Source organism: Pseudomonas sp. KB_12 (genome assembly GCF_052114545.1).
GTDB classification, from domain to species: domain Bacteria; phylum Pseudomonadota; class Gammaproteobacteria; order Pseudomonadales; family Pseudomonadaceae; genus Aquipseudomonas; species Aquipseudomonas brassicacearum.
Map to the genome: position 1 here is coordinate 1 of NZ_JBFREY010000013.1, position 23,667 is coordinate 23,667.

General features: G+C 62.8%; 15 protein-coding genes and 1 pseudogene. 15 read left to right on the forward strand and 1 reads right to left on the reverse strand.

What is annotated here, in order from left to right:
• Positions 1-587 precede the first annotated feature (587 nt).
• From AB4Z20_RS12590 to AB4Z20_RS12660, 15 genes and pseudogenes are all read left to right on the forward strand, one after another.
• Positions 588-1,034, forward strand: coding sequence for a DUF411 domain-containing protein (locus tag AB4Z20_RS12590; protein ID WP_320388664.1), 447 nt, complete (start codon positions 588-590; stop codon positions 1,032-1,034).
• Entirely contained in the window at positions 1,034-1,468 is a 435-nt protein-coding gene (locus AB4Z20_RS12595) for a YqaA family protein (protein WP_057450667.1), read from the forward strand. Before AB4Z20_RS12590 ends, AB4Z20_RS12595 begins: the two co-directional genes overlap by 1 nt.
• Positions 1,469-1,553: 85 nt before the next feature.
• Positions 1,554-2,585, forward strand: coding sequence for an alpha/beta fold hydrolase (locus AB4Z20_RS12600; RefSeq protein ID WP_253475043.1), 1,032 nt, complete (start codon positions 1,554-1,556; stop codon positions 2,583-2,585).
• 11 nt (positions 2,586-2,596) lie between these two features.
• Positions 2,597-3,559 carry a D-2-hydroxyacid dehydrogenase family protein gene (locus AB4Z20_RS12605; protein WP_442090017.1) on the forward strand — a complete coding sequence of 321 codons (963 nt, stop codon included), beginning with the start codon at positions 2,597-2,599 and terminating at the stop codon, positions 3,557-3,559.
• A 634-nt stretch (positions 3,560-4,193) separates the two neighbouring features.
• The gene (glgA, locus tag AB4Z20_RS12610) at positions 4,194-5,765 is read left to right on the forward strand and encodes a glycogen synthase GlgA (protein ID WP_214510334.1); all 1,572 of its coding nucleotides are present in this window, start codon (positions 4,194-4,196) and stop codon (positions 5,763-5,765) included.
• A 7-nt stretch (positions 5,766-5,772) separates the two neighbouring features.
• Positions 5,773-7,575: a malto-oligosyltrehalose trehalohydrolase gene (treZ, locus tag AB4Z20_RS12615; protein ID WP_253475049.1), complete on the forward strand. Its 1,803-nt coding sequence runs from the start codon at positions 5,773-5,775 to the stop codon at positions 7,573-7,575.
• Positions 7,572-9,650, forward strand: a complete 2,079-nt coding sequence (gene malQ, locus AB4Z20_RS12620; protein WP_223473300.1) for a 4-alpha-glucanotransferase — start codon at positions 7,572-7,574, stop codon at positions 9,648-9,650. Before treZ ends, malQ begins: the two co-directional genes overlap by 4 nt.
• Positions 9,647-12,433, forward strand: a complete 2,787-nt coding sequence (locus AB4Z20_RS12625) for a malto-oligosyltrehalose synthase (protein ID WP_253475053.1) — start codon at positions 9,647-9,649, stop codon at positions 12,431-12,433. The genes malQ and AB4Z20_RS12625 overlap by 4 nt, the downstream gene beginning before the upstream one ends.
• A gap of 20 nt (positions 12,434-12,453) precedes the next feature.
• Positions 12,454-12,798 carry a DUF2934 domain-containing protein gene (locus AB4Z20_RS12630; RefSeq protein WP_320388672.1) on the forward strand — a complete coding sequence of 115 codons (345 nt, stop codon included), beginning with the start codon at positions 12,454-12,456 and terminating at the stop codon, positions 12,796-12,798.
• Between the two features lie 243 nt (positions 12,799-13,041).
• On the forward strand, positions 13,042-15,201 hold the full coding sequence (gene glgX, locus AB4Z20_RS12635; RefSeq protein WP_253475059.1) for a glycogen debranching protein GlgX: 2,160 nt from the start codon (positions 13,042-13,044) through the stop codon (positions 15,199-15,201).
• 250 nt (positions 15,202-15,451) lie between these two features.
• Entirely contained in the window at positions 15,452-16,216 is a 765-nt protein-coding gene (locus tag AB4Z20_RS12640) for a PIG-L deacetylase family protein (RefSeq protein ID WP_258688136.1), read from the forward strand.
• 200 nt (positions 16,217-16,416) lie between these two features.
• Positions 16,417-17,217 (forward strand): endonuclease/exonuclease/phosphatase family protein, encoded by an 801-nt coding sequence (locus AB4Z20_RS12645; protein ID WP_253475065.1) that lies wholly within the window; start codon positions 16,417-16,419, stop codon positions 17,215-17,217.
• A 180-nt stretch (positions 17,218-17,397) separates the two neighbouring features.
• Positions 17,398-19,821 carry an autotransporter family protein gene (locus AB4Z20_RS12650; protein ID WP_442090018.1) on the forward strand — a complete coding sequence of 808 codons (2,424 nt, stop codon included), beginning with the start codon at positions 17,398-17,400 and terminating at the stop codon, positions 19,819-19,821.
• Positions 19,822-20,115: 294 nt separating this feature from the next.
• Positions 20,116-21,033: an autotransporter domain-containing protein gene (locus AB4Z20_RS12655; protein WP_253475071.1), complete on the forward strand. Its 918-nt coding sequence runs from the start codon at positions 20,116-20,118 to the stop codon at positions 21,031-21,033.
• Positions 21,034-21,113: 80 nt separating this feature from the next.
• Positions 21,114-22,661: pseudogene (locus tag AB4Z20_RS12660) on the forward strand (NADP-dependent glyceraldehyde-3-phosphate dehydrogenase); the annotation flags it as partial.
• 19 nt (positions 22,662-22,680) lie between these two features.
• On the opposite strand, the gene AB4Z20_RS12665 reads toward AB4Z20_RS12660, so the two are convergent.
• Complete coding sequence (locus AB4Z20_RS12665; RefSeq protein WP_253475077.1) at positions 22,681-23,574, reverse strand: DMT family transporter; 894 nt, start codon at positions 23,572-23,574, stop codon at positions 22,681-22,683.
• Positions 23,575-23,667: the final 93 nt, after the last annotated feature.

Here is a 23,667-nt window from a genome sequence, read left to right on the forward strand (position 1 = left end):
GGTTCCGCTCTTACAGCGGGTCACTTTTGGAAGAGCGCCAAAAGTAACCAAAAGCGCTTTGCCCCACCACTCGGCACCTCGCCTAGGCTCGGTGTGCCCTCACTCCGGCATTGCTCCGTGGGCCGCCGCGAAGGGCCATCCATGGCCCAGCGCGGCTAACCCGGCATCCATGCCGGGTTGCCCACTCCACAACGCCTGCGTTCGGCCATCGTGGTTAACGGGGCGCCCCAGATCAAAAACAAAAGCGAGGCGGCCTGACAGCCGGCCTGGTTCTCCCGGTCGTACACCCGTCAGATCTGTTTGAGCAGGACCTGTGGGAGCAAAGCTTGCTCGCGAGGCGGCCTGACAGCCGGCCTGGTTCTCCCGGTCGTACTCAGATCCCATTGTGGGAGCGAGCTTGCTCGCGATGGCGGGGTCAGCCTCGATGGATGTCGAATGGGCTGATGCCTTCGCGAGCAAGCTCGCCCACAAGACTTTATTCGCCCTTGCAACCTGACAATTCTGTAATCCCCGCCTCAGCCCCCCGTCAGCTCGCGCTCGCTACTCTGTTATCCTCCCTCCAAACCGTTCGACACGAGACCACCCCCATGGCCCATCCTCTGCACCTGCTCACCTTGAGCGCCCTGTTCATGACCACCCTGGCCCAGGCCGCCGAACCGGTCACCATCGATGTACACCGCGATGCCAATTGCGGCTGTTGCAAAAAGTGGATCTCGCATCTGCAAGCAAACGGCTTCAAGGTCAACGACCATGTCGAGGCCGACATGAGTTCGGTCAAGCAGCGCCTGGGCGTGGCGCCGAACCTGCGTTCCTGCCACACCGCCGAGATCAACGGCAAATTCGTCGAAGGCCATGTCCCGGCCGACCAGGTGCTGGCGCTGAGCAAGCGCGATGACCTGCTCGGTGTCGCCGCGCCGGGCATGCCCATGGGCTCGCCTGGCATGGAAATGGATGGCATGAGCGATGCCTACCAAGTGATCGGCCTGAAGAAAGACGGGACCCAAACCGTAGTGGCGGATTACCCGGCCCACTGATGGGCGAAGCCTATATCGGCTTGTTCCTGGCGGCTTTCGGCGCGGCAACCTTGTTGCCGTTGCAATCGGAGGCGGTGTTGGTCGGCTTGTTGCTCAGCGAGCGCCATCTGGTCTGGCTGTTGCTGGCGGTTGCCACGCTCGGCAATGTCCTGGGCTCGCTGGTGAACTGGTGGCTGGGCACGCGGCTGGAGCATTTCAAGGATCGGCGCTGGTTTCCGGTCAGCCCGGCCCACCTGGACAAGGCTCGCGTGCATTACCAACGCTTCGGTCACTGGTCACTGCTGCTCAGCTGGCTACCGATCATCGGTGATCCGTTGACCCTGGTGGCTGGGGTGATGGGCGAGCCGTGGCGGCGTTTCCTGCTGCTCGTGAGCCTTGCGAAGGGTTTGCGCTATGGCGTCCTGGCCCTGGCGACACTGGGCTGGATGGACTGAACGTTCGGGCTGTTCGGTTGCCTGTGGTTAGTGTCGCCATAATCGGGTCGCGCCAGGATCGGCGGCGGCCACAAGGAGATTGACCATGCCCCGCACCACCGCGCGCTGGTTGCCCAGCCTGTGCCTCACCGCCGCCCTGCCCCTGCTCGCCCAGGCCGCCAACCCGCCCGAAGGCCCGGCCTACGGAGCGCTGTTGGAGGGCTTCGAATACCCCTACACCCTCAAGCACTTCGCCTTCCCGTCCCAGGGCCAGTCGTTGCAGATGGGCTATATGGACGTGCCGGCCCAAGGCAAGGTCAATGGCCGCACAGTGGTGCTGATGCACGGCAAGAATTTCTGCGCCGCCACCTGGGGCGATTCGATCAAGGTGCTCAGCGAAGCCGGATACCGGGTCATCGCGGCGGACCAAGTCGGTTTCTGCACATCAAGTAAACCCGAGCATTACCAGTACAGCTTCCAGCAACTGGCGAGCAACACCCAGGCCTTGCTCAAGGCCCTGGGCGTACAGAAGGCCGTCGTCCTTGGCCATTCCACCGGCGGTATGCTCGCCACCCGCTACGCCTTGCAGTTTCCCGACGAAGTCGAACGCCTGGCGATGGTCAACCCCATCGGCCTGGAAGACTGGAAAGCCTTGGGCGTACCCTATCGCACCGTGGACCAATGGTACGCGCGTGAGCTGAAAGTCACCGCCGAGGGGATTCGCAACTACGAGCGCACGACCTATTACGCAGGCCGCTGGAAACCTGAGTTCGAGCGCTGGGTAGACATGCTCGCCGGCCTGAACAAGGGCCCGGGTCATACGCAAGTAGCGTGGAACTCGGCGCTGATCTACGACATGATCTTCACCCAGCCGGTCTATTACGAGTTCAAGGACCTGACAGTACCCACCCTGCTGCTGATCGGCACCTCGGACACCACCGCCATCGGCAGCGACATCGCGCCGCCGGCGGTCAAGGCCAAGCTCGGCCACTACGAGGTATTGGGCAAGCAGGTCGCCCGGCTGATTCCCCGCTCGACCCTGGTGGAGTTCCCCAATCTGGGGCATGCCCCGCAGATGGAAGAGCCGGATCGGTTCCACAAGGCCCTGTTGGGCTGGCTGGACAAACCCATTCCCTGACGAGGTGTTCCATGGCGGTGCAAATAGCAGTCATAGACGATTGGCAAGATGTGGCACGTGGCGTGGTGGACTGGTCGGTGCTGGACAGCGTCGGCCAGGTGACGTTTCTCCATGACTATCCCGCTGACCGCGACACCCTCGCCGAGCGCTTGCAGCGCTTCGAAGTGATCTGCGTGATGCGTGAACGCACGGTGTTCGACGAAGGCCTGCTGCGCCGCCTGCCCAATCTCAAGCTGTTGCTCACTGGCGGCATGCGCAACGCCGCCCTGGACCTGAAGGCTGCCGCCGAGCTGGGTATCCAGGTGTGCGGCACCGACAGCTACAAGCACGCCACGCCCGAACTGACCTGGGCACTGATCATGGCCCTGACCCGCAACCTGGTGCAGGAAGCCAACGCCCTGCGCGCCGGCCTGTGGCAGCAAGGCTTGGGCGGCGACCTGCACGGCAAGACGCTGGCGATCCTCGGCCTGGGCAGCATCGGTACGCGGGTGGCGCAGTTCGGCCAGGTGTTTGGCATGCGGGTCATCGCCTGGAGCCAGAACCTCAGCGCCGAGCGCGCCGCCGAAGTGGGCGTGACCTACGTATGCAAGCAGGCATTGTTCGAGCAGGCCGATATTCTCTCGATCCACCTGGTGCTCGGCGAACGCACCCGCGGCCTGGTGGATGCCCAGGCCCTGGCCTGGATGAAACCCGAGGCGCTGCTGGTCAACACCTCCCGCGGGCCGATCGTCGATGAAACCGCCCTGATCGACGCGCTGCAGCACAAGCGCCTGGCCGGCGCCGCCCTGGACGTATTCGCCCAGGAGCCCTTGCCCGCCGCCCATCCGTTCCGAACCCTGGATAACGTACTGGCCACACCGCATGTGGGCTACGTCAGCCGCCAGAATTACCAGCGGTTCTATTCCCTGATGATCGAAGACCTGCTGGCCTGGTCGGCGGGCCAGCCGATCCGGTTGCTGACGCCAGCAGGCTAAATCTAGAGCATCAACACACCACCCTTGTGGGAGCGAGCTTGCTCGCGATAGTGGCGGAGTCAGTTGCACGGTTTGTGACTGGCACACCGCTATCGCGAGCAAGCTCGCTCCCACAGGAGACATTGTGTTTTATTGGCCATTAAAACGCCTCTATGCCACCCGCCCTCCAATGGTGCATCGCGCCATTCCATCGCGCACGCCGATGAAACAACGCCGCTCCCCTTACACCCTTCTGGTTTCAGAAAACTGCACTTCGTCGGTGCGTATCCCCCTTCGTCATGTAAGAGATTGCCGACAAAAACCGTGATTGTCGGACAATGCGACGAACCGAGCCGCACCGCTCTACGTTCTGACCTAGACTGCCTAACCGGGGGGAAAACCAACCGGTCATCCAGACGAAAAAAAGTCGAAACTTTTCGCAACGGCGACAGGTCAGGTTAGAGGTAGGGCAACCGCGACTGGTGCAGTCCTTGCACTAGTCATTGCAACAGCTCCTTCAGCTGATTCGCTTCGCCGCATTGGGTAGCCGTTCGCTTTCCTTGCGTTGCGCTTGTGCGCCTGGCCGCAGGATTTGGCCAATGAAACAACAGCTCTGGCGCTTGCCGGAAACAGATCGAGAAAATGGGAGATATTTATGATCAGTGCTGCCTTGGAACCACAACAAGTCCGTTCGCAACTACCGCCCGCGGCTGAATCGCCAACGGCACCGGTGCTGGCCACCGGCGGCAAGGCACTGCTCCCCGTCGTTCGACAGAATCCCAACCGCAAGAAAGTATTGTTCGTCACTTCGGAAATTGCCGACCTGGTAAAGACCGGCGGCCTGGGCGATGTCTCCTCCGCACTGCCCCGGGCCATGGCCGGGCTGCATGATGTCCGGGTGCTGATCCCCGGTTATCCGCAAGTGATGAACAGCGGCAATCCGATCCACATCATCGGCGAACTGGGCGGCCACGCAGCACTGCCGCCCTGCAAGATCGGACGCATGGACATGGCCGACGGCCTGGTGATCTACGTCCTGATCTGCCCTGAGCTTTTTGCCCGCGAAGGCTCCCCCTACGGTGCCAACAACGGTCGCGACTGGCCCGACAACCACATTCGCTTCGCCCGCCTGGGCCTGGCCGCAGCCGACATCGCCGCCAACCTCGCGCAGATCCACTGGTGCCCGGACCTGGTCCACGCCCACGACTGGCCAGCCGGGCTGGCGCCGGCCTATATGCACTGGCGCGGGCAACGCACCCCGACCCTGTTTACCATTCACAACCTGGCCTACCAGGGCGTCGTCAGCCTGGCGTCCTGCCCGGAACTGGGCATCCCCGAACACGCCCTGCAACAGGAAGGCATGGAGTTCTACGGCAAACTGTCGTTCCTCAAGGCCGGGATGGCCTACTCCAGCCATATCACCACCGTCAGCGCCACCTACGCCCAGGAGATCACCACCCCGGCGTTTGGCTGCGGGCTCGACGGCTTCCTAGCTGCCAAGACCCAACAAGGCTTGCTCAGCGGCATCCCCAACGGTATCGATGAAAGCTGGGACTCGGCCACCGACACCCACCTGTTCCGTCAGTTCGCCATGGGCGACTGGGACGGCAAGGCGGTCAACGCGTCCCATGTGCGCGAACTCTTTGGCCTCGACGACTCCACTGGCCCGCTGTTCGCCGTGGTTTCGCGCCTGGTCTACCAGAAAGGCCTGGACCTGACCGAAGCGGTCGCCGAGTTCATCGTCGAGTCCGGCGGCCAGATCGCCATCATTGGCCGTGGGGAACCGGAGGAAGAACAGGCCATGCGTGAACTGGCCCTGCGCTTCCCCGGACGCATCGGCGTGCGTATCGGCTTCAACGAAACCGACGCGCGGCGGATGTTCGCCGGCAGCGACTTCCTGCTGATGCCTTCGCGCTACGAGCCCTGCGGCTTGAGCCAGATGTACGCCCAGCGCTTCGGCTCGCTGCCGGTAGCGCGCAATACCGGAGGGTTGGCGGACACCATCGAAGATGGCATCACCGGTTTCCTGTTCGATGAGTCCACCGTGGAAAGCTACAAACAGGCCTTGAGCCGCGCCTTCAAGGTCTTCGAGTTCCCCGACCTGCTCAACGCCATGCGCTGCCGGGCCATGTCGGCGCCGTTCAACTGGTGCCAGGCCGTGGAACCCTACGCCGAACTCTACGAACAGCTGGTGGCTAAGTCACTGGGAAAATCGGCCAGACAATGAGGTAACAATGACGTCAAGGACGCCTGAGACATGGACCCACGGGGCTGTCATGCTGGATGACGAGCACACCCGCTTCGCCCTCTGGGCCCCGGATGCATTTTTTGTCAGTGTCGAGCTCGACACTGGAGATTCAATACCGCTACTGCCCCAAGCCGACGGCTGGTTCATGATCCAGACCCGTTGCCCCGCCGGCACCCGCTACCGCTACAACATCGATGGCGAGCTGGAGGTGCCGGACCCGGCCTCGCGCGCCCAGGCCGGCGACATCGACCGCCACAGCGTGGTGGTCGACCCGCATGCCTACTCATGGCGACACACCCAATGGTCCGGCCGCCCCTGGCACGAAGCCGTAATCTACGAGTTGCACGTCGGCGCCCTGGGTGGTTTCGACGGCGTCGAACAGCATCTGGCACGCCTGGCCGGGCTGGGCATCACCGCCATCGAACTGATGCCACTGGCGCAGTTTCCCGGTGATCGCAACTGGGGCTACGACGGCGTCCTGCCCTACGCCCCCCAGGCCTCCTACGGCACGCCCGAACAGCTCAAGCATCTGATCGACAGCGCCCACGGCCATGGGCTGTCCGTCATCCTGGATGTGGTCTACAACCACTTCGGCCCCGACGGCAACTACCTGCACCGTTATGCCAAGGGCTTCTTCCGTGAGGACAAGCACACGCCCTGGGGCGCGGCGATTGATTTCCGCCGCCGCGAAGTGCGGGACTTCTTCATCGACAACGCGCTCATGTGGCTGCTGGAGTACCGTTTCGACGGCCTGCGCCTGGACGCGGTACACGCCATTGAAGACCCGGACTTTCTCCAGGAGCTGGCGACCCGGGTGCGCGAGCAGGTGGACCCGATCCGGCATGTCTGGCTGACCGTGGAAAACGAACACAACCAGGCCCACCTGCTGGAGCATGTCTACGACGCCCAGTGGAACGACGACGGGCACAATGCCCTGCACGTGCTGCTGACCGGTGAGACCGACGCCTACTACGCCGACTATGCCGAGCAGCCAACCGAACAACTGGCACGTTGCCTGAGCCAGGGCTTCGTCTTCCAGGGCCATCTCAATCGCCATGGCGAAGCCCGGGGCGAGCCCAGCAGTCACCTGCCGCCGAGCGCGTTCGTGCTGTTCCTGCAGAACCATGACCAGATCGGCAACCGTGCCTTGGGCGAACGCCTGCATCGGCTCGCCGCCCCCCAGGCCCTGCAGGCAGCGACTGTCTTGTTGCTGTTATCACCGATGATCCCGCTGCTGTTCATGGGCGATGAGGTGGCGGCCGAACAACCGTTCCTGTTCTTTACCAGCCACCACGGCGAGCTGGCAGAGCTGGTGCGCGAAGGCCGACGCAACGAATTCAAGGCCTTCAGTGCCTTTGCCGATCCGCAGCAGCGCGAACGAATTCCCGACCCCAACGCCGCCAGCACCTTCGAGGCTTCACGCCCAAGCCTGGAGTCGCGAGGCCCGGAGCAGCAGGCCAACGAGGCGCTGTATCGGCAACTGCTGAAAATCCGCCGTGAAGAGATCGTCCCGCGCCTGCCCGGTGCCCAGGCCCTGGGCACCGATGTGCTGGGCCATGGCGCCATCAGCGCACGCTGGCGGTTGGGCGATGGCAGCGTGTTGCGCATCGACTTCAACCTGAGCGATCAGCCCGTCGAACACGATGCCCCGGAAGAGGCACGCATTCTTTTCGAACATCCGCAGCAGGTCATGGGTCTGTTGCAACAGGGCGCCCTTGCGCCCTACAGCGCGCTGGTCAGTCTGACGCAGGCGACAACCTTGCCCAACATCACTGGAGAGCGCCTATGAGCGATGCGCAACTGGAAATCCTCGCCAGCCGAGCGGGCCTGGCGGTGGATTGGATCGACGCCAATGGCCGGGCCCAGAAAGTCTCGCCGGCGGTCTTGCGTTCGGTCCTCACCGGCCTGGGCCATCCGGCCGGCAGCGCCCAGGAAATCGACGCCAGCCTGCTGCAATTGCAGGAAGCTCAACAGAACCATCAATTGCCACCGCTGATCACCGCCGACGTCGGGGTCAGCCTGGACTTGAGCCGCTACTTCGAGGCCGGAACGCCCTGCGAAATCAAACTCGAAGATGGCGCGACACTGAACCTGAACCTTGATGCCGATGCCAAGCTGCCGGGGATGGTCCCGGTGGGTTATCAGCACATCAGCATCCAGGACCAGCATTTCACCCTGGCCGTCGCGCCGGCCCGTTGCTACAGCGTGGCCGATGCGGTGGACGACCCGACGCCACGGGCCTGGGGCCTGAGCGCGCAACTGTATGCCCTGCGCCGCCCCGGTGACGGTGGCTTCGGTGACACCCAGGCCTTGGAGGAGCTGGCGCGGGTGGCCGGCGAGCGCGGCGCAGAGGCCGTTGCCATCAGCCCGATGCACGCGATGTTCAGCAGCGACACCGGGCGCTACAGCCCCTACTCACCGTCGAGCCGACTGTTCTTCAACAGCCTGTACGCCGCGCCGGGCACCATCCTCGGTGAACGCGCGCTGCGCACCGCCATCGACGCCACCGGCTTGACCAATCAGTTGCGCACCCTGGAAGAGCAGCCGCTGATCGACTGGCCGGTCGCCGCCCAGGCCAAGCAGAAAATCCTCCGCGCCCTGTACGACGGCTTCAGCCAGGGTGAGCATCCACTGCATGAGGACTTCAGCAGTTTCCGTCACACCAGCGGCGAAGCCCTGGAAAACCATTGCCGCTTCGAGGCCTTGCAGGCCGAACGCGCCGCCCGGGGTGAAAGCCTCGACTGGCGCCACTGGCCGGAAGAATGGCGCGATCCGCGCAGCCCCGCCCTGGCCCATTTCGCCGAGGAAAATGCCGATGAGATCGGCTTCTACGCTTTTTGCCAATGGCTGATTGCCCGCTGCCTGGAGCGCGCCCAGAGCGCAGCCCGATCCAGCGGCATGGGCATCGGCCTGATCGCCGACCTGGCGGTGGGTGCCGATGGCGGTGGCAGCCAGGCCTGGAGCCGGCAGGACGAACTGCTCGCCTCCCTGACCGTGGGCGCCCCGCCGGACATTCTCAACCGCTCCGGCCAAGGCTGGGGCATCTCGGCATTTTCCCCCGAAGGCCTGGTGCGCAACGGCTTTCGCGCCTTCATTGAAATGCTGCGGGCCAACTTCGCCCACGCCGGCGGCTTGCGCATCGATCATGTCATGGGCTTGCAACGGCTCTGGGTGATCCCTAACGACGCCCCCCCTTGCGATGGCGCCTACCTGTATTACCCGGTAGACGACCTGCTGCGCCTATTGGCGCTGGAATCCCATCGTCATCAGGCGATCGTGCTCGGCGAAGACCTCGGTACCGTGCCCGACGGCCTGCGGGACAAACTCATTGCCCGCTCGATCCTGGGCATGCGTGTGCTGTTGTTCGAACAGGACAACACCCACTTCAAGCCCATTCTCGACTGGCCGGACAATGCCCTGGCCACCACCAGCACCCATGACTTGCCAACGCTCAATGGCTGGTGGCACGGTCACGACATCGACTGGAACGCCCGGCTGGACCTGATCGATTCCCACACCGAAATGGACTGGCGCAAACACCGCGAGCGCGAACGCGAAGGCCTGCGTCACGTGCTGAACCAGGACCCGCAGAACTTTCGCGAAGAACACCGCGAGACCGACCAGGTGCTCGATGCCAGCGTGCGCTTCCTCGGTCACACCCGCGCGCCGCTGGTGTTGTTGCCGCTCGAAGACGCCCTGGGCATCGAGGAACAGGCCAACCTGCCGGGCACCATCGACACCCACCCCAATTGGCGCCGCCGCCTGGCCGGGCAAAGCCAGGCGTTACTGGATCACCCGGACGCTGCCCGGCGTCTGGAAATACTCGCCTGTGCCAGACTTCAGGCGAACGAGCGTGACCGATGAAACAGACGTTGATCCAACCCCTGCGGGCAACATTGCGCTTGCAGTTTCATAAAGGCTTCACCCTGGACGACGCCATCCCCCAGGTGCCGTACTTCGCTTCGCTGGGCATCAGCCACCTGTATGCCTCGCCGCTGCTCAAGGCCCGCGCCGGGTCCATGCACGGCTACGACGTCGTTGACCCTACCCTGGTCAACCCTGAACTGGGTGGCGAAGCTGCGCTCAAGCGCCTGGTCGCGACCTTGCGCGAGCATCGGATGGGCTTGATCCTCGACATCGTGTCCAATCACATGGCCGTCGGCGGCAACGACAACCCCTGGTGGCTGGACTTGCTGGAATGGGGCCGCCTGAGCCCCTACGGCGAGTTCTTCGACATCCAGTGGCACTCCCCCGACCCACTGATGGAAGGCCAATTGTTGCTGCCGTTCCTCGGCAGTGACTACGGCGTGGCGTTGCAGGAAGGCACCTTGCAACTGCACTTCGATGCCAGCCAAGGCAGCTTCTACGTCGAGCACTATGAGCACCGTTTCCCGATTTGTCCGATGCACTACGGCGAACTGCTCAAACCCACCGAAACCTTGCCCACCGAGCAAACCGAATCGCTCAAGGCCCTGGCCGAGCGCTTCACCACGCTGAATTACCAGACCGATGCCCACACCCTCGCCCGCCCGTTGCAAAAAGAGTTGCAGGAGCTGGCGGCTCAAGCAGGCATCCTCGCCGCCATCGAGGACAACCTGGGCGGCTACGACTCTACCGCCCCCGAAGGCTTCGAGCGCCTGCACCAACTGCTCGAGCGCCAGAGCTACCGGCTCGCCAGCTGGCGCACGGCGGCGGACGACATCAATTGGCGGCGCTTTTTCGATGTCAACGAACTGGGTGGGCTGCGGGTCGAGCGTCCGGCGGTCTTCGAGGCGACCCATGCCAAGATTTTCCAATTGATCGGCGAAGGCCTGGTGGACGGCCTGCGCATCGATCACATCGACGGCCTTGCCGACCCTCGCGGTTACTGCCGCAAATTGCGCAGACGGGTCGATTCGCTGTCGCCGACCCGACACCTGCCGATTTTCGTCGAGAAGATTCTTGGCGATGGCGAGACCTTGCGGCGGGACTGGAGCATCGACGGCAGCACCGGTTACGAATTCATGAACCAGGTCTCGCTGCTCCAGCATGACCCGGCCGGCGCCGCCCCCCTCGCCGAATTCTGGAGCCGGCATAGCGAGCGGCCAGCGCACTTCATCGAAGAAGCCCGCCTGGCGCGCCAGCAGATCCTCAATGGCTCCCTGGCCGGAGACTTCGAAAGCGTCGCCCAGGCCCTGCTGCAAGTGGCCCGGGACGATGTGATGACCCGCGACCTGACCCTCGGCGCAATTCGACGAGCCTTGCAGGAACTGATCGTGCATTTCCCGGTGTATCGCACCTACATCACGCCTCTGGGGCGCTCGGCCGAAGACGAGGTGTTCTTCAACCAGGCCCTGGAAGGCGCCCGGCAAACCCTCAGCGAAGCCGACTGGCCGGTGCTCGATTGCTTGGCCGGCTGGCTCGGTGGGATGCCCTGGCGGCAACGTCCGCGCGGCAACCAGCGTAAACGCCTGCGCCATGCCTGCGTGCGTTTCCAGCAACTGACCTCGCCGGCCGCCGCCAAAGCCGTGGAGGACACCGCGCTCTATCGCTCGGCGGTGCTGTTGTCACGCAATGACGTGGGCTATGACACCGAGCGCTTCAGCGCCCCGCCTCAGGTGTTCCACCACGCCGGCCTCGAGCGGCTCGAGCATTTTCCCGACAACCTGATCACCACCGCCACCCACGACCACAAGCGCGGCGAAGACACCCGCGCCAGGCTGGCGGTGCTCAGCGAACGCGCCGATTGGTACAGCGCCTGCGTGGAGCAATGGCGCATTCTTTCGCCTTCGCTGCACAGTGACCCGGCGGCGCCCTCGGCCGGTGATGAACTGATTCTGTACCAGGCCTTGCTCGGCAGCTGGCCGCTGGACCTCGACCTCCAGGACCACAAGGCCCTGGCCGCATACAACGAGCGCCTGTGGCAATGGCAACGCAAGGCCCTGCGGGAAGCCAAGCTGCAAAGCAGTTGGGCGGCGGTCAACGACGCTTATGAACAAGCCACCCAGATGTTCCTCGAACGGTTACTGCTGGGCGATGAGGGGTTGCCCTTGCGTAGCGCCATCGCCGAGGCGGTCCAGGCCATCGCCCCGGCGGGCGCCCTCAACAGTCTGGCGCAAACTTTGCTGCGCATGACCGTACCCGGCGTACCGGACCTGTACCAAGGCAACGAGTTCTGGGATTTCAGCCTGGTGGACCCGGATAACCGTCGCCCGGTGGATTTCCAGGCACGCCGCGAGGCGTTAGGGGCCGACAGCACGCCAGCCGCGTTGATACGCGATTGGCGTGACGGCCGAGTCAAACAGGCATTGATCGCCAGGACACTGGCCGTGCGAGCCGAGTATCCGCTGCTATGGCGCCAGGGTCGCTACCAGCCGCTGGAAGTGCTCGGCGAGCAAGCCGAGCGAGTATTGGCCTTCATGCGTGAAGACTCGCAACAACGGGCGATCATTGTTGTACCTGTCCATGCGGCGCCGTTGCTGGAAAACAGTGCCGTGCCGCTGGTGGCTGCGTCGGATTGGGGCGATACCCGTGTGTCGTTACCGTTCGCCGCTGGGGATGAAAAACTGAAGGGACTTTTTTCAAGCGCAGCAGTCACACCCCAAGGGGAGCTGCTGATCAGCACCGCGCTGGGGAATTTCCCGGTCAATGTCTTTATCCAACCTTGAGTTGAATCAGGAGCACTGCGATGAGTACCGACGATAAACGCATTCGCGAATTCGCCTATCAGATCTGGGAGTCCGAGGGTAAGCCCGCCGGGCAGGAGAAACGCCACTGGGAGATGGCGCGCAAACTGGCCGAAGCCGAAGCGCTGGCGCCGAGCAAACCACCCAAGGCGGCGAGCAAATCAGCGGCCAGCAAAACCGATGGCGCCAAGCCTGCTGCCACCAAGAGCACCACGGCCAAGACCGCCGCAAAGAGCACGACCCCCAAGGCCAAACCGGCGGCCAAACCTTCTGCAGCGGTAGTGCCACCGGCCAACAAAGCAGCCGACAAGAAGCCCCGGGCACCGCGCAAGCCGCCGGCGGCTTGATTCATCCTATCGGTCTCCTCGTCAGGTGGGAGCAACGCCTGCTCGCGAAACAGGCGCCTCGATTTCTGCAGGCGCGCATCGCTTCATCGCGGGCAAGCCTTGCTCCCCTAGAGAAGCAACTTTGTCCCACATAGCGGGGCGGTGCGACGTTTCGCTAAATCCCCTCGCCACAAGTGAAGGGTGGAGCCACCCACCCCAAGTGAACCGTATCGCTGAATCTGTCTGTCTTTTGCAGGAGCAACTATGACCCGTCCAAAAAAAAACACGCCGCCGCCCGTGATCGAGGCTTCGCGGATTCGTGAAGGGCTGCCTTTTCCACTGGGTGCAACCTGGGATGGCCTCGGGGTCAATTTCGCGCTGTTTTCAGCCAATGCCACCAAGGTCGAACTGTGCATTTTCGACGATGCCGGCGAAGTCGAACTCGAACGCATCGAGCTGCCGGAGTACACCGACGAGATTTACCACGGTTATCTGCCGGATGCCCACCCGGGCATGATCTATGGCTACCGGGTCTACGGCCCATACGACCCGGCGAACGGCCACCGTTTCAACCCGAACAAGCTGCTGATCGACCCGTATGCCAAGCAACTGGTCGGCCAATTGAAGTGGTCCGAAGCTCTCTTCGGCTACACCATCGGCCATCCCGATGGCGACCTCAGTTTCGATGAGCGCGACAGCGCCCCGTTCGTCCCCAAGTGCAAAGTCATCGACCCTGCACACACCTGGGGCCACGACCATCGCGTCAGCGTCCCCTGGGACAAGACCATCCTGTATGAGACCCACGTGCGCGGCCTCACCATGCGTCACCCTTCGGTGCCCGAGAACCTGCGCGGTACGTTCGCCGGGCTGATGGTCGATGATGTGCTGGAGCATATCCGCAAGCTGGGTGTCTCTTCGGTGGAACTGCTGCCCATCCATGCCTTCGTCAATGACCAGCACCTGCTGCACAAAGGCATGACCAACTACTGGGGTTACAACAGCATCGCCTTCTTTGCCCCGGACCCACGCTACCTGGCCAGCGGCAAGATCGCCGAGTTCAAGGAAATGGTTGCCCACCTGCACGAGGCCAACCTGGAAGTCATCCTCGACGTGGTCTACAACCACACCGCCGAAGGCAACGAACAGGGCCCCACCCTGTCCATGCGCGGCATCGATAACGCCTCGTACTACCGGCTGATGCCCGACGACAAACGCTACTACATCAACGATTCCGGCACCGGTAATACCCTGGACCTGAGCCATCCTTGCGTTCTGCAGATGGTCACCGACTCCCTGCGCTATTGGGCCACGGAGATGCACGTCGATGGCTTCCGCTTCGACCTGGCGACCATTCTGGGCCGTTACCATGACGGCTTCGACGAGCGCCACAGCTTCCTCGTGGCCTGCCGCCAGGACCCGGTGCTGCGCCAGGTGAAAATGATCGCCGAGCCTTGGGACTGCGGCCCCGGGGGCTACCAGGTGGGACGCTTCCCGCCGGGCTGGGTCGAGTGGAACGACAAGTTCCGCGACACGGTGCGGGCCTTCTGGAAGGGCGACGACGGCCAGCTTGCCGATTTCGCCAGTCGAATGACGGCCTCGGGCGAGATGTTCAACCAGCGTGGCCGGCGTCCGTACGCCTCGGTAAACTTCGTCACCGCCCATGACGGTTTCACCTTGCATGACCTTGTGTCTTACAACGACAAGCACAACGAGGCCAACGACGAGAATAACCAGGACGGCAGCAATAACAACCTGTCCTGGAACCATGGCGTCGAAGGGCCGACGGACGATCCAGAGATCAACGCGCTGCGTCATCGGCAGATGCGCAACTTCTTCGCCACCCTGCTGCTGGCCCAAGGCACGCCGATGATCGTCGCCGGCGACGAATTTGCCCGTACCCAGCACGGCAATAACAACGCCTATTGCCAGGACAGCGAGATCGGCTGGGTCAATTGGAACCTGAGCGAGGATGGCGCGACGCTGCTCAAGTTCGTCAAGCGCCTGATCAAGTTGCGCCTGACCTATCCGATCCTGCGACGCGGACGGTTCCTGGTGGGTAACTACAACGAGGACATCGGCGTCAAGGACGTGACCTGGCTGGCCCCGGACGGCAGCGAAATGACCATTGAGCAATGGCAGGACAGCCATGGTCGCTGCCTCGGCATGCTGATGGACGGCCGCGCCCAGGAGACCGGCATTCGACGCAAAGCCGGCGATGCGACGCTGCTGCTGGTGGTCAACGCCCACCATGACATCGTCAACTTCCGCTTGCCGGAAGTCCCAGAGGGCAGTTTCTGGACCTGCATGGTCGACACCAACCAGCCGACCGTTCGTGGACAAGAGCGCTTCGATTTCGATTCCGAATACTCCGTCACCGGGCGCTCGCTGCTGCTGTTTGAGCTGCAACGCGAAGAAGAGGAATGAAGTACCGGTTGTAAACAGCCAGAGAAACCGCAAGGACGCGGTTTTTCGATGCATACAGCCCAGTTTGAAGAAAAAAATGCAGTTCAGACACACATCTCGCAAGACGAATCGGCCGCCATGGTCAATACTTCACATGCGGTAGTCTCCAGGATTCGGAGCGCTGTGAATCGCAGCCATACCCACGCGGGCGTCATCGGACAGTAGGCCCGGTAGATGGCTGAAAGATTGAATACACACAAGGATGTCTCTCATGAAACCCGCCTCTCGCTTGCCCGGCCGGCAGCATCCGCAAATCTGGAACAGTGCTGCGCAACTGGCCGATATCCCGATTATCAGTACCCAGACGCTCATTCCCGCCGGCGCCCGCGCGGTCGTCCTCTCCCCGCATCCGGGCGATGAGATCGGCGCCTGTGGCGGATTGCTGCAGTTGCTGAACAACCTGGATCAACCCATGTTGCTGATCTCGGTCTCCGATGGAGCCCTGATCCATCCCGGTTCACCGTTGTGGACCGATGAGCGCCTGCGTACACACCGCCCTCACCCGCAGGAAAGCGTGGACGCCCTGCATCGCCTGGGCATAGCAGCCCATGGCCTGCAATGGGTGCGCGGCGGCTTCCCGGAAAAGGCCCTGGCCGAACACGAGGCCGAGCTCACCGAATTTATTGCACGTCACCTGCGCCCCGGTGACGTGGTGTTCAGCACATGGCGCCAGGATGGCGACAGCGACCACGAGACCGTCGGGCGCGCCGGGGCCTTGGCCGCCGACAGGATCGGGGTGACATTCAACGAACTGCCGGTGTGGGCCTGGCACTGGCCGGTCCGCGAGCAAAACAAGATCCCCTGGCACCGGGCCCGCAAACTGCGCCTGGATGTCTGGACTACCGCCCGCAAGCGTCACGCCATGTACGCGTACGTCAGCCAACTCAACGGCGAACCGGCGAGCGGCATCGCCCCGCTGGTACCCCGGGTGATCCTGGATCGGATGGGTATGCCGTATGAGATTGTCTTCATCTGAACACGTGCCTGTGATGGCGCTGGTTCAGATACACCGCTTTCGCGAGCAAGCTCGCTCCCACAGGAGTTGTTGCATACCCCGCAAATCCAATGTGGGAGCGAGCTTGCTCGCGATAGCGATCGACAAGGACATGAAAAATCCGGAACTGCCGACGCCTTGGGTCAGTCGCATGAACAGGTGCGTCTGATTCAGGAGGGAACGTGACTCAAGATCCCGATTGGCGGGCCGTCGAACCAAGGCCATCGGAGCTGCCTGCGGCGGTTCATCGGTTGCGGATCCTGACGGTCAATACCCACAAGGGTTTCACCGCCCTCAACCGTCGCTTCATCCTGCCTGAATTGCGCGAAGCGGTGCGCAGTACCGGTGCCGACCTGGTGTTCCTGCAAGAGGTGCTGGGCGAACATGACCGACACGCATCACGCTACGACAACTGGCCTCGGACATCCCAGTACGAATTCCTCGCCGACAGCATGTGGAGCGACTTCGCCTATGGCCGCAATGCGGTCTACCCCGATGGCCACCATGGCAACGCCCTGCTCTCCAAATACCCGATCCGCCAGTTCCGCAATCTCGACGTGTCCATCACCGGCCCGGAGCGGCGCGGGTTGTTGCACTGTGTACTGGATGTGCCCGGGCACGCCGCTGTCCACGGGATCTGCGTGCACTTGAGTCTTCTGGAAAGCCATCGCCAATTACAGCTCAAACTGCTCTGCCAGCTGCTCGATTCACTGCCCGAGGACGAGCCGGTGATCATCGCCGGCGACTTCAACGACTGGCAGCTGCGTGGCAACCTCGCCCTCGCCCGCCGTGGCTATCTGCATGAAGCCTTCGAGCACCACCACGGTCGCCCCGCCAGGACCTATCCGGCCCGCTTCCCGCTGTTACGCCTGGACCGCATTTACCTGCGCAACGCCAGCAGCCACGCCCCGCAAATCCTGGGCAACAAACCCTGGACGCACCTGAGCGATCACCTGCCGCTTTCGGTGGAAGTGCATTTGTAGGGTAGGCCTCTGCAGCGCGTTCTACGCGCGGACCTGTAAGTTCTGACAGTAGCGACGCTGGTTTTTCATTGCTAGGGTGCCATCCCATACAGCGAGCGTTGCCAGGCCCTGTGTGCCATCTGTTGTGCAACCGATGCTGAAACCGGTGTCCACGGGGATGCCGATGCAGAGGGATAGCACATGATTCGGCACGATAAAGGATTCAATCGGCTGTTCAACGCTGTGTGGATATCAGCCCCCTTCCTGTTACCCGTCCCGGCCGCCATGGCCGCTTGCACGCTGACGCCAACCGCAGGCGATGACGCTTATGTCTGCGACAGCAGCACCAGCCCCGGGCTGACGGACCTTTCGGGTAACAACAGCCTGACAATGCCCGCCAACGGCAGTGGCGTCATTAGCGGCGACGTCACATTCGGTACCGGCGTCGACCGCATCGTGATCAATGCCAACGGCGTGATTGACGGTGATGTCCAGCAAGGCTCCGGCGCGGACGACTTCATCATGAATGGCGGCAGGATCCTGTCCCTGGCACAAGGTGACGGTCTCGATACGTTCCTGATGACCGGCGGCACCATCGTCGACGCGTTCGAAGACGGCGACGTTGCGAAGATGACCGGGGGCACTATCGGCCGGGTCGACATGAAACTCGATGACAACGTTTTCGATATGTCCGGTGGAAATATCATCGGCAACCTGGTGACCGGTTTCGGCCAGGACACCATCATCCTCTCCGCAGGCCGCATCGGCGGCAATGTCAGCGTCAGCGGCGGCAATGACAGCATTACCGTCAGCGGTGGCGAAATCATCGGCGAGGTCCGGGCCAGTGCCGGCGATGACCAGTTGCAGTGGAGCGGCGGCCTCATTCATTCGGCCATTTTGATGGGCGACGGCAACGACACGGCGCTGTTGAGCAACCTCGATGAAAGCCTGCTCGCCACCACGCCCAGCCTGAACGGAGGGTTGGGCCAGGACGTCCTGACCTTTGCAGGCAGCACCTCCAGCACTGGTGCCCGTTACCTCAATTGGGAAGCAATCAACCTCACTCGAGGCTCGCAACTGGACCTTGACGACACGCTGACCTTGGGTGACAGCGCCACCGGCACCGGGACGCTCAACATCGAAAGCGGCAGCACGTTGACGGCGACCCAAGGCGTCATCGCCCCTTTTACTGCCGGTCAGTTGGCGACACTCAACAACGCCGGCACGATAGACCTTACCCAGGGCAACACCCGCACCAACGACACCCTCACTGTCCAGGGCAACTACGTCGGTAACAACGGCCAGTTGCACCTGCAAACGGTACTCGGCGCCGACGACTCCCCCAGCGACAAGCTGGTGGTCAATGGCGGGACGCTTACCGGCAACACCGCCATCTTGGTCACGAACCTGGGCGGCACGGGCGCACAGACGGCTCAGGATGGCATCGAAGTGGTCCAGGCCCAAGGGGGCGCGGTCAGTGATAGCGGCGCCTTTTCGCTGGCACAATCGGTCTCCGCCGGGGCATTTGATTATCGCTTGTTCAAGGGCGGCGTAACCGGCAATAAAGACAACTGGTACCTGCGCTCCACCGTGGTCGCCGGACCGGTTCCAGCCCCCGTGCCAACGCTGCCGCCCTTGCCAACGGCGGTGCCCGGCGCGGCGCCTATCCCGTTGTATCGCCCGGAAGTGCCGACCTGGTCGGTATTGCCCCCGGCAGCGGCACAACTGACCCTGATGGCCCTGGGCACGTTCCATGACCGCCAGGGCGACCAGCGCCTGCTCACCGAAAACGGCGCGCTCGGCGCGGGCTGGGGCCGGGTCTATGGCAAGGACCTGGATCAAACCTGGGCCGGCACGGTGACGCCGCGGTTCGATGGATCGATCAAGGGTTTCCAGGTGGGCAATGACCTGTACAGCTCGCCGCTGGCCAATGGGCAGACCCAGCGCATCGGTTTCTTCGTCGACCATACCGAATTGAACGGCAACGTCGATGGCTTCAACCTGGGTTTCAAAGGCCGACGCGCCGGCAAGATAGAACTCGACGGCGACAGCTACGGACTCTACTGGACGCTCACCGATCCCACTGGTGGCTACGTCGACGCCGTAGTGATGGGCACGCGACTGGACGGCGACAACCGCTCCGAGCGTGGGCTGAAAATCGACAATCGCGGGCACGCCCTGACCCTGTCGGCGGAAGCCGGTTACCCCTTCGCCGTGGCCACCGACTGGGTCCTGGAACCCCAGGTGCAGATCATCCACCAGAAGGTCTCCCTGGACACGCAAGACGACGGGGTCTCCAGGGTCGAGTTCGACTCCGACGGTGCCTGGACCGGCCGTCTCGGCGCCCGCCTGAAGGGCCGCTACCAGGTCAGCGGCATGCCCGTGGAACCGTACCTGCGCGCCAACCTCTGGCACACGTTTTCCGGCACCGATACGGTGACGTTCGACGACACTGAACGGGTCGAGACCCAACAGCGCGCGTCCACCGGCGACCTGGGCGTGGGTGTCATCGTGAGCCTGGCGCCCGCAGTCAGCATGTACGCCGCAGCGGACTACAGCAGCAATCTCGACAGCCATCAGCAACGCAGTGTGGCGGGTAATCTTGGCGTGCGGTTCAGCTGGTAGACAGGTTCCGCGACGATGATTTGACGCCTAAATATGCGTCTAAATAACCAATTGAAATCAGTGTTTTATTGACACTGATTTCATCTTGCCATTCATCGTTCATTTTCTTGACGCACTGCCATCGGTCTTCTTGACTACACCGTACTACCCCCGGAAATACAGTCAGGGGCAGGCCTCTGGAACCCGCCAAGACGGGCCGCCAGAGGCTTGCCTCAATCCATTCGGTCGCCCCTCATTCGGGGTAGGAGAGACGCCAAAAAGCGAGAAACGCATGCGATTGCAAGGCAGGCCCCCATGAAAACGTCCCTCCGGCCACAAGAGATCTCCAGCGCTACCTTCCACACCCTCTCCACTTCGTTGCTACTGCTCTCATCCATGGAGGTACAGGCCTGGCCTGCCGAGGAGGCAGCGCAGCCCTGGTATGGCGCAGCGCAGTCCAGCAACCGTAATACCGCAGCCATCGGCAGCGACCCCGTTTCCGGCAAGAGCCCTGCCCTGTTCACATTGCGAAACGACAGCGGCCATACCCAGCGCATGGGCCTGATCAGTGGACAAAACCAGATTATTTCTACGGGCAGCGGCCTGCTGGTGACGCCTGCGATGGCCGAACCGGGCAAAGATGCCCTGAACCTGAAAGGCTCGAGCCTCGGCGCCTATTGGAGCCTGACCGGCCCAGCTGGCTGGCACGTGGACCTGAGCGCCAGCGGCGGCCGGGTCAATGGCTACAGCCGCACCGAACAAGGCCAGCGCCAGGCCACCGAAGGCAATGCGGTGACGCTGTCGGTCGAAGGCGGCTTTGCGATTGGCATCGGGACCCACTGGGTCGTCGAACCCCAGGCCCAGCTGATCAACCAACGCATCACCCTCGATACACCGAATGCCGAGAGCGGCACCGGCAATGAACTGAGCAGCTGGAGCGGCCGCGTCGGGGCACGACTCAAAGGCAATTACCGAGTCAACAGTCTCGGCATGGAGCCCTATGTGCGAACCAACCTGTGGCACACCGTCCAGAACGCCGATACGTTGTCCCTGGATAAGGTCGACAAGATCAGCAGCAGCCGAAAATCCTCCACCGTCGAAGTCGGCCTGGGCCTGGTGGCCCGGGTTACACCGGCAGTAAGCCTGTATGTCAGCGCCGATTACAGCAGTGACGTCGACGACAACGACCTAAACGGGATCATTACCAGCATGGGGGTGCGGATGCGCTGGTGAGTTATCGATATCCAATCGCCGATTGACCTGTAGGAGCTGTCGAGCGAAGCGAGGCTGCGATCTTTTGATCTTCGCTTGAGATTCAAGAGCGCGAATACCTGGTCGACGGCGTCCTGGAAACCTGGCAAGGGCCACTGGCCGTCGTCCGCAGCCCCGTTTACCTGGCGGGTGAGCTGGGCGATGAACAAGTGATTCTCGGCAGCACGCCGCTGCTGGATGCCGAGACCGCACTCACCGCCCTGGACGCTGCCGTGCGGGCTTACGATCGCGGCCAGGGCCAGTGGCCCACGATGCGCGTCGCCGAGCGCATCCGCCATGTGGAAACCTTCCTGGCACGCATGCGCGAGCAACGCGAGGCCGTGGTCAAGTTGCTGATGTGGGAAATCGGCAAGAACCTCAAGGATTCCCAGAAGGAGTTCGACCGCACCTGCGACTACATCGTCGACACCATCAACGCCCTCAAGGAACTGGACCGCCGCTCCAGCCGCTTCGAGCTGGAACAGGACACCCTCGGGCAGATCCGCCGCGTGCCCCTGGGCGTGGCCTTGTGCATGGGCCCCTACAACTACCCGCTGAACGAAACCTTCACCACGCTGATCCCGGCCTTGATCATGGGCAACACCGTGGTGTTCAAGCCGGCCAAGCTCGGCGTCCTGCTGGTGCGGCCGTTGCTCGAAGCCTTCCGCGACAGCTTCCCGGCAGGCGTGATCAACGTGATCTACGGCAGCGGCCGCGAAACTGTCAGCGCGCTGATGGCCAGCGGCAAGATCGACATCTTCGCCTTTATCGGCACCAACAAAGCGGCCAGTGACCTGAAGAAGCTCCACCCGCGGCCACACCGCTTGCGTGCCGCCCTGGGGCTGGATGCGAAGAACCCCGGGCTGGTGCTGCCGGACGTCGACCTGGACAACGCGGTCAACGAGGCGCTGACCGGCTCGCTGTCATTCAACGGCCAGCGCTGCACGGCGCTGAAAATCCTGTTTGTCCATGAGGATGTGGCGCCGGCGTTCATCGAGAAGTTCAATGCCAGGCTCGCCACCCTGAAACCCGGCATGCCCTGGGAAGACGGTGTGGCGCTGACGCCGTTGCCCGAAGCGAGCAAGGTCGATTACTTGCATTCGCTGGTCGCCGATGCACTCGCCAAGGGTGCAGAAGTGAAGAATGCCCATGGCGGCGAATCGCGCAGCTCGTTTTTCTACCCTGCGGTGCTGTACCCGGTAAACACGGCAATGCGGGTCTACCATGAGGAACAGTTCGGTCCGGTCGTGCCCATCGTGCCGTACCGCGACCTCAATACCGTAATCGATTACGTACTGGAGTCCGACTTCGGCCAGCAACTCAGCATTTTCGGCACCAACCCGGCACAAGTCGGCAAACTGGTGGACACCTTCGCCAACCAGGTCGGACGCATCAACATCAACGCCCAGTGCCAACGTGGCCCGGACACGTTCCCGTTCAATGGCCGGAAGAATTCGGCCGAGGGCACCTTGTCGGTCCACGATGCGCTGCGCACCTTTTCCATTCGCACGCTGGTGGCGACCAAGTTCCAGGACAGCAACAAGGCGTTGATCAGCGACATTATCCGTGAGCGGGATTCCAACTTCCTGACCACGGACTACATCTTCTGATCCACGCCCGAACGTTGGACTACGACAGGGCTGGGCGCCGCGACTTGATGCCCCAGCCCTGTTGCATGCCGGCAGCCGCCAGCAGGATCGCCGCCACGCCCAACCATTGCAGCGGCTCCAGGCGATGGCCAAAGGCGAACCAGTCGACGAAGATCGCCGCGATCGGGTAGATGAACGACAGCGCACCGGTCAATGCAGTCGGCAAGCGTTGTATGGCGCCGTACAGCAACACGTACATCACGCCGGTGTGCACCATGCCCAGGGTCAGCAGGCTGGCCCAGGCTTCGGTTTGCTGCGGCAACGCCGAGAAGTTCGCCCAGGGCGCCAGCAGCAACACGCCAGTGCTGACCTGGATCAGCGCGATCAGATGAGGCGGCGTGCCGGTCAGGCGCTTGATGATCAACGCCGCGATGGCGTACAGCAACGCAGCCCCCAGCGCCAAGGCAATGCCCAGCAAATAGTCGCCGCCGCTCTGCCCTTGCTCACCATGGGCACTGACGATGGCCAGCATTCCGAGAAACGACACCGCCAGCCAGAACAGTTTCTGCGCGGTGATTTTTTCCCCCAGGAACAACGCCGCCAGCCCCACCAACATGAACGGCTGGACGTTGTACACCGCCGTGCCGATGGCAATCGAGGCGCGGGAATAAGAGGCAAACAACAGTACCCAGTTGCCGACGATCGCCACACCGCTGAGTACCGCCAGCAGGAACGTGGTACGGGTGAGAATGCCGGGGCGCAAAAAGCCGAAACCGGCGCAGATCAGCAGCAAGGTCGCGGCACCGAACACGCAGCGCCAGAACACCACATCCAGCACCGGCAGGCCGGAAACCAGCACGAACCAACCAATGGTTCCGGAGATCAGCATGGCGGCAGTCATTTCCAGCGAACCGCGGCGTAAGGTCTTGTCCATCTTCAGGCTCCTTCAGCAAGTGGGCACAGTATGCCGAGCGGACCGGGGTCTTCTCCATGGCTTGAAAAAGGCTAAACTGCGATTCGACCTTTT

What these genes read in the sequence shown, in the direction of transcription:
- AB4Z20_RS12630 (WP_320388672.1), top strand. Translation starts at nt 12,454, where the DNA reads ATGAGTACCGACGATAAACGCATTCGCGAATTCGCCTATCAGATCTGG.
- AB4Z20_RS12590 (WP_320388664.1), top strand. Translation starts at nt 588, where the DNA reads ATGGCCCATCCTCTGCACCTGCTCACCTTGAGCGCCCTGTTCATGACC.
- AB4Z20_RS12605 (WP_442090017.1), top strand. Translation starts at nt 2,597, where the DNA reads ATGGCGGTGCAAATAGCAGTCATAGACGATTGGCAAGATGTGGCACGT.
- AB4Z20_RS12625 (WP_253475053.1), top strand. Translation starts at nt 9,647, where the DNA reads ATGAAACAGACGTTGATCCAACCCCTGCGGGCAACATTGCGCTTGCAG.
- AB4Z20_RS12595 (WP_057450667.1), top strand. Translation starts at nt 1,034, where the DNA reads ATGGGCGAAGCCTATATCGGCTTGTTCCTGGCGGCTTTCGGCGCGGCA.
- glgX (WP_253475059.1), top strand. Translation starts at nt 13,042, where the DNA reads ATGACCCGTCCAAAAAAAAACACGCCGCCGCCCGTGATCGAGGCTTCG.
- malQ (WP_223473300.1), top strand. Translation starts at nt 7,572, where the DNA reads ATGAGCGATGCGCAACTGGAAATCCTCGCCAGCCGAGCGGGCCTGGCG.
- AB4Z20_RS12665 (WP_253475077.1), bottom strand. Translation starts at nt 23,574, where the DNA reads ATGGACAAGACCTTACGCCGCGGTTCGCTGGAAATGACTGCCGCCATG.
- AB4Z20_RS12655 (WP_253475071.1), top strand. Translation starts at nt 20,116, where the DNA reads ATGAAAACGTCCCTCCGGCCACAAGAGATCTCCAGCGCTACCTTCCAC.
- AB4Z20_RS12650 (WP_442090018.1), top strand. Translation starts at nt 17,398, where the DNA reads ATGATTCGGCACGATAAAGGATTCAATCGGCTGTTCAACGCTGTGTGG.
- AB4Z20_RS12640 (WP_258688136.1), top strand. Translation starts at nt 15,452, where the DNA reads ATGAAACCCGCCTCTCGCTTGCCCGGCCGGCAGCATCCGCAAATCTGG.
- AB4Z20_RS12600 (WP_253475043.1), top strand. Translation starts at nt 1,554, where the DNA reads ATGCCCCGCACCACCGCGCGCTGGTTGCCCAGCCTGTGCCTCACCGCC.
- treZ (WP_253475049.1), top strand. Translation starts at nt 5,773, where the DNA reads ATGACGTCAAGGACGCCTGAGACATGGACCCACGGGGCTGTCATGCTG.
- glgA (WP_214510334.1), top strand. Translation starts at nt 4,194, where the DNA reads ATGATCAGTGCTGCCTTGGAACCACAACAAGTCCGTTCGCAACTACCG.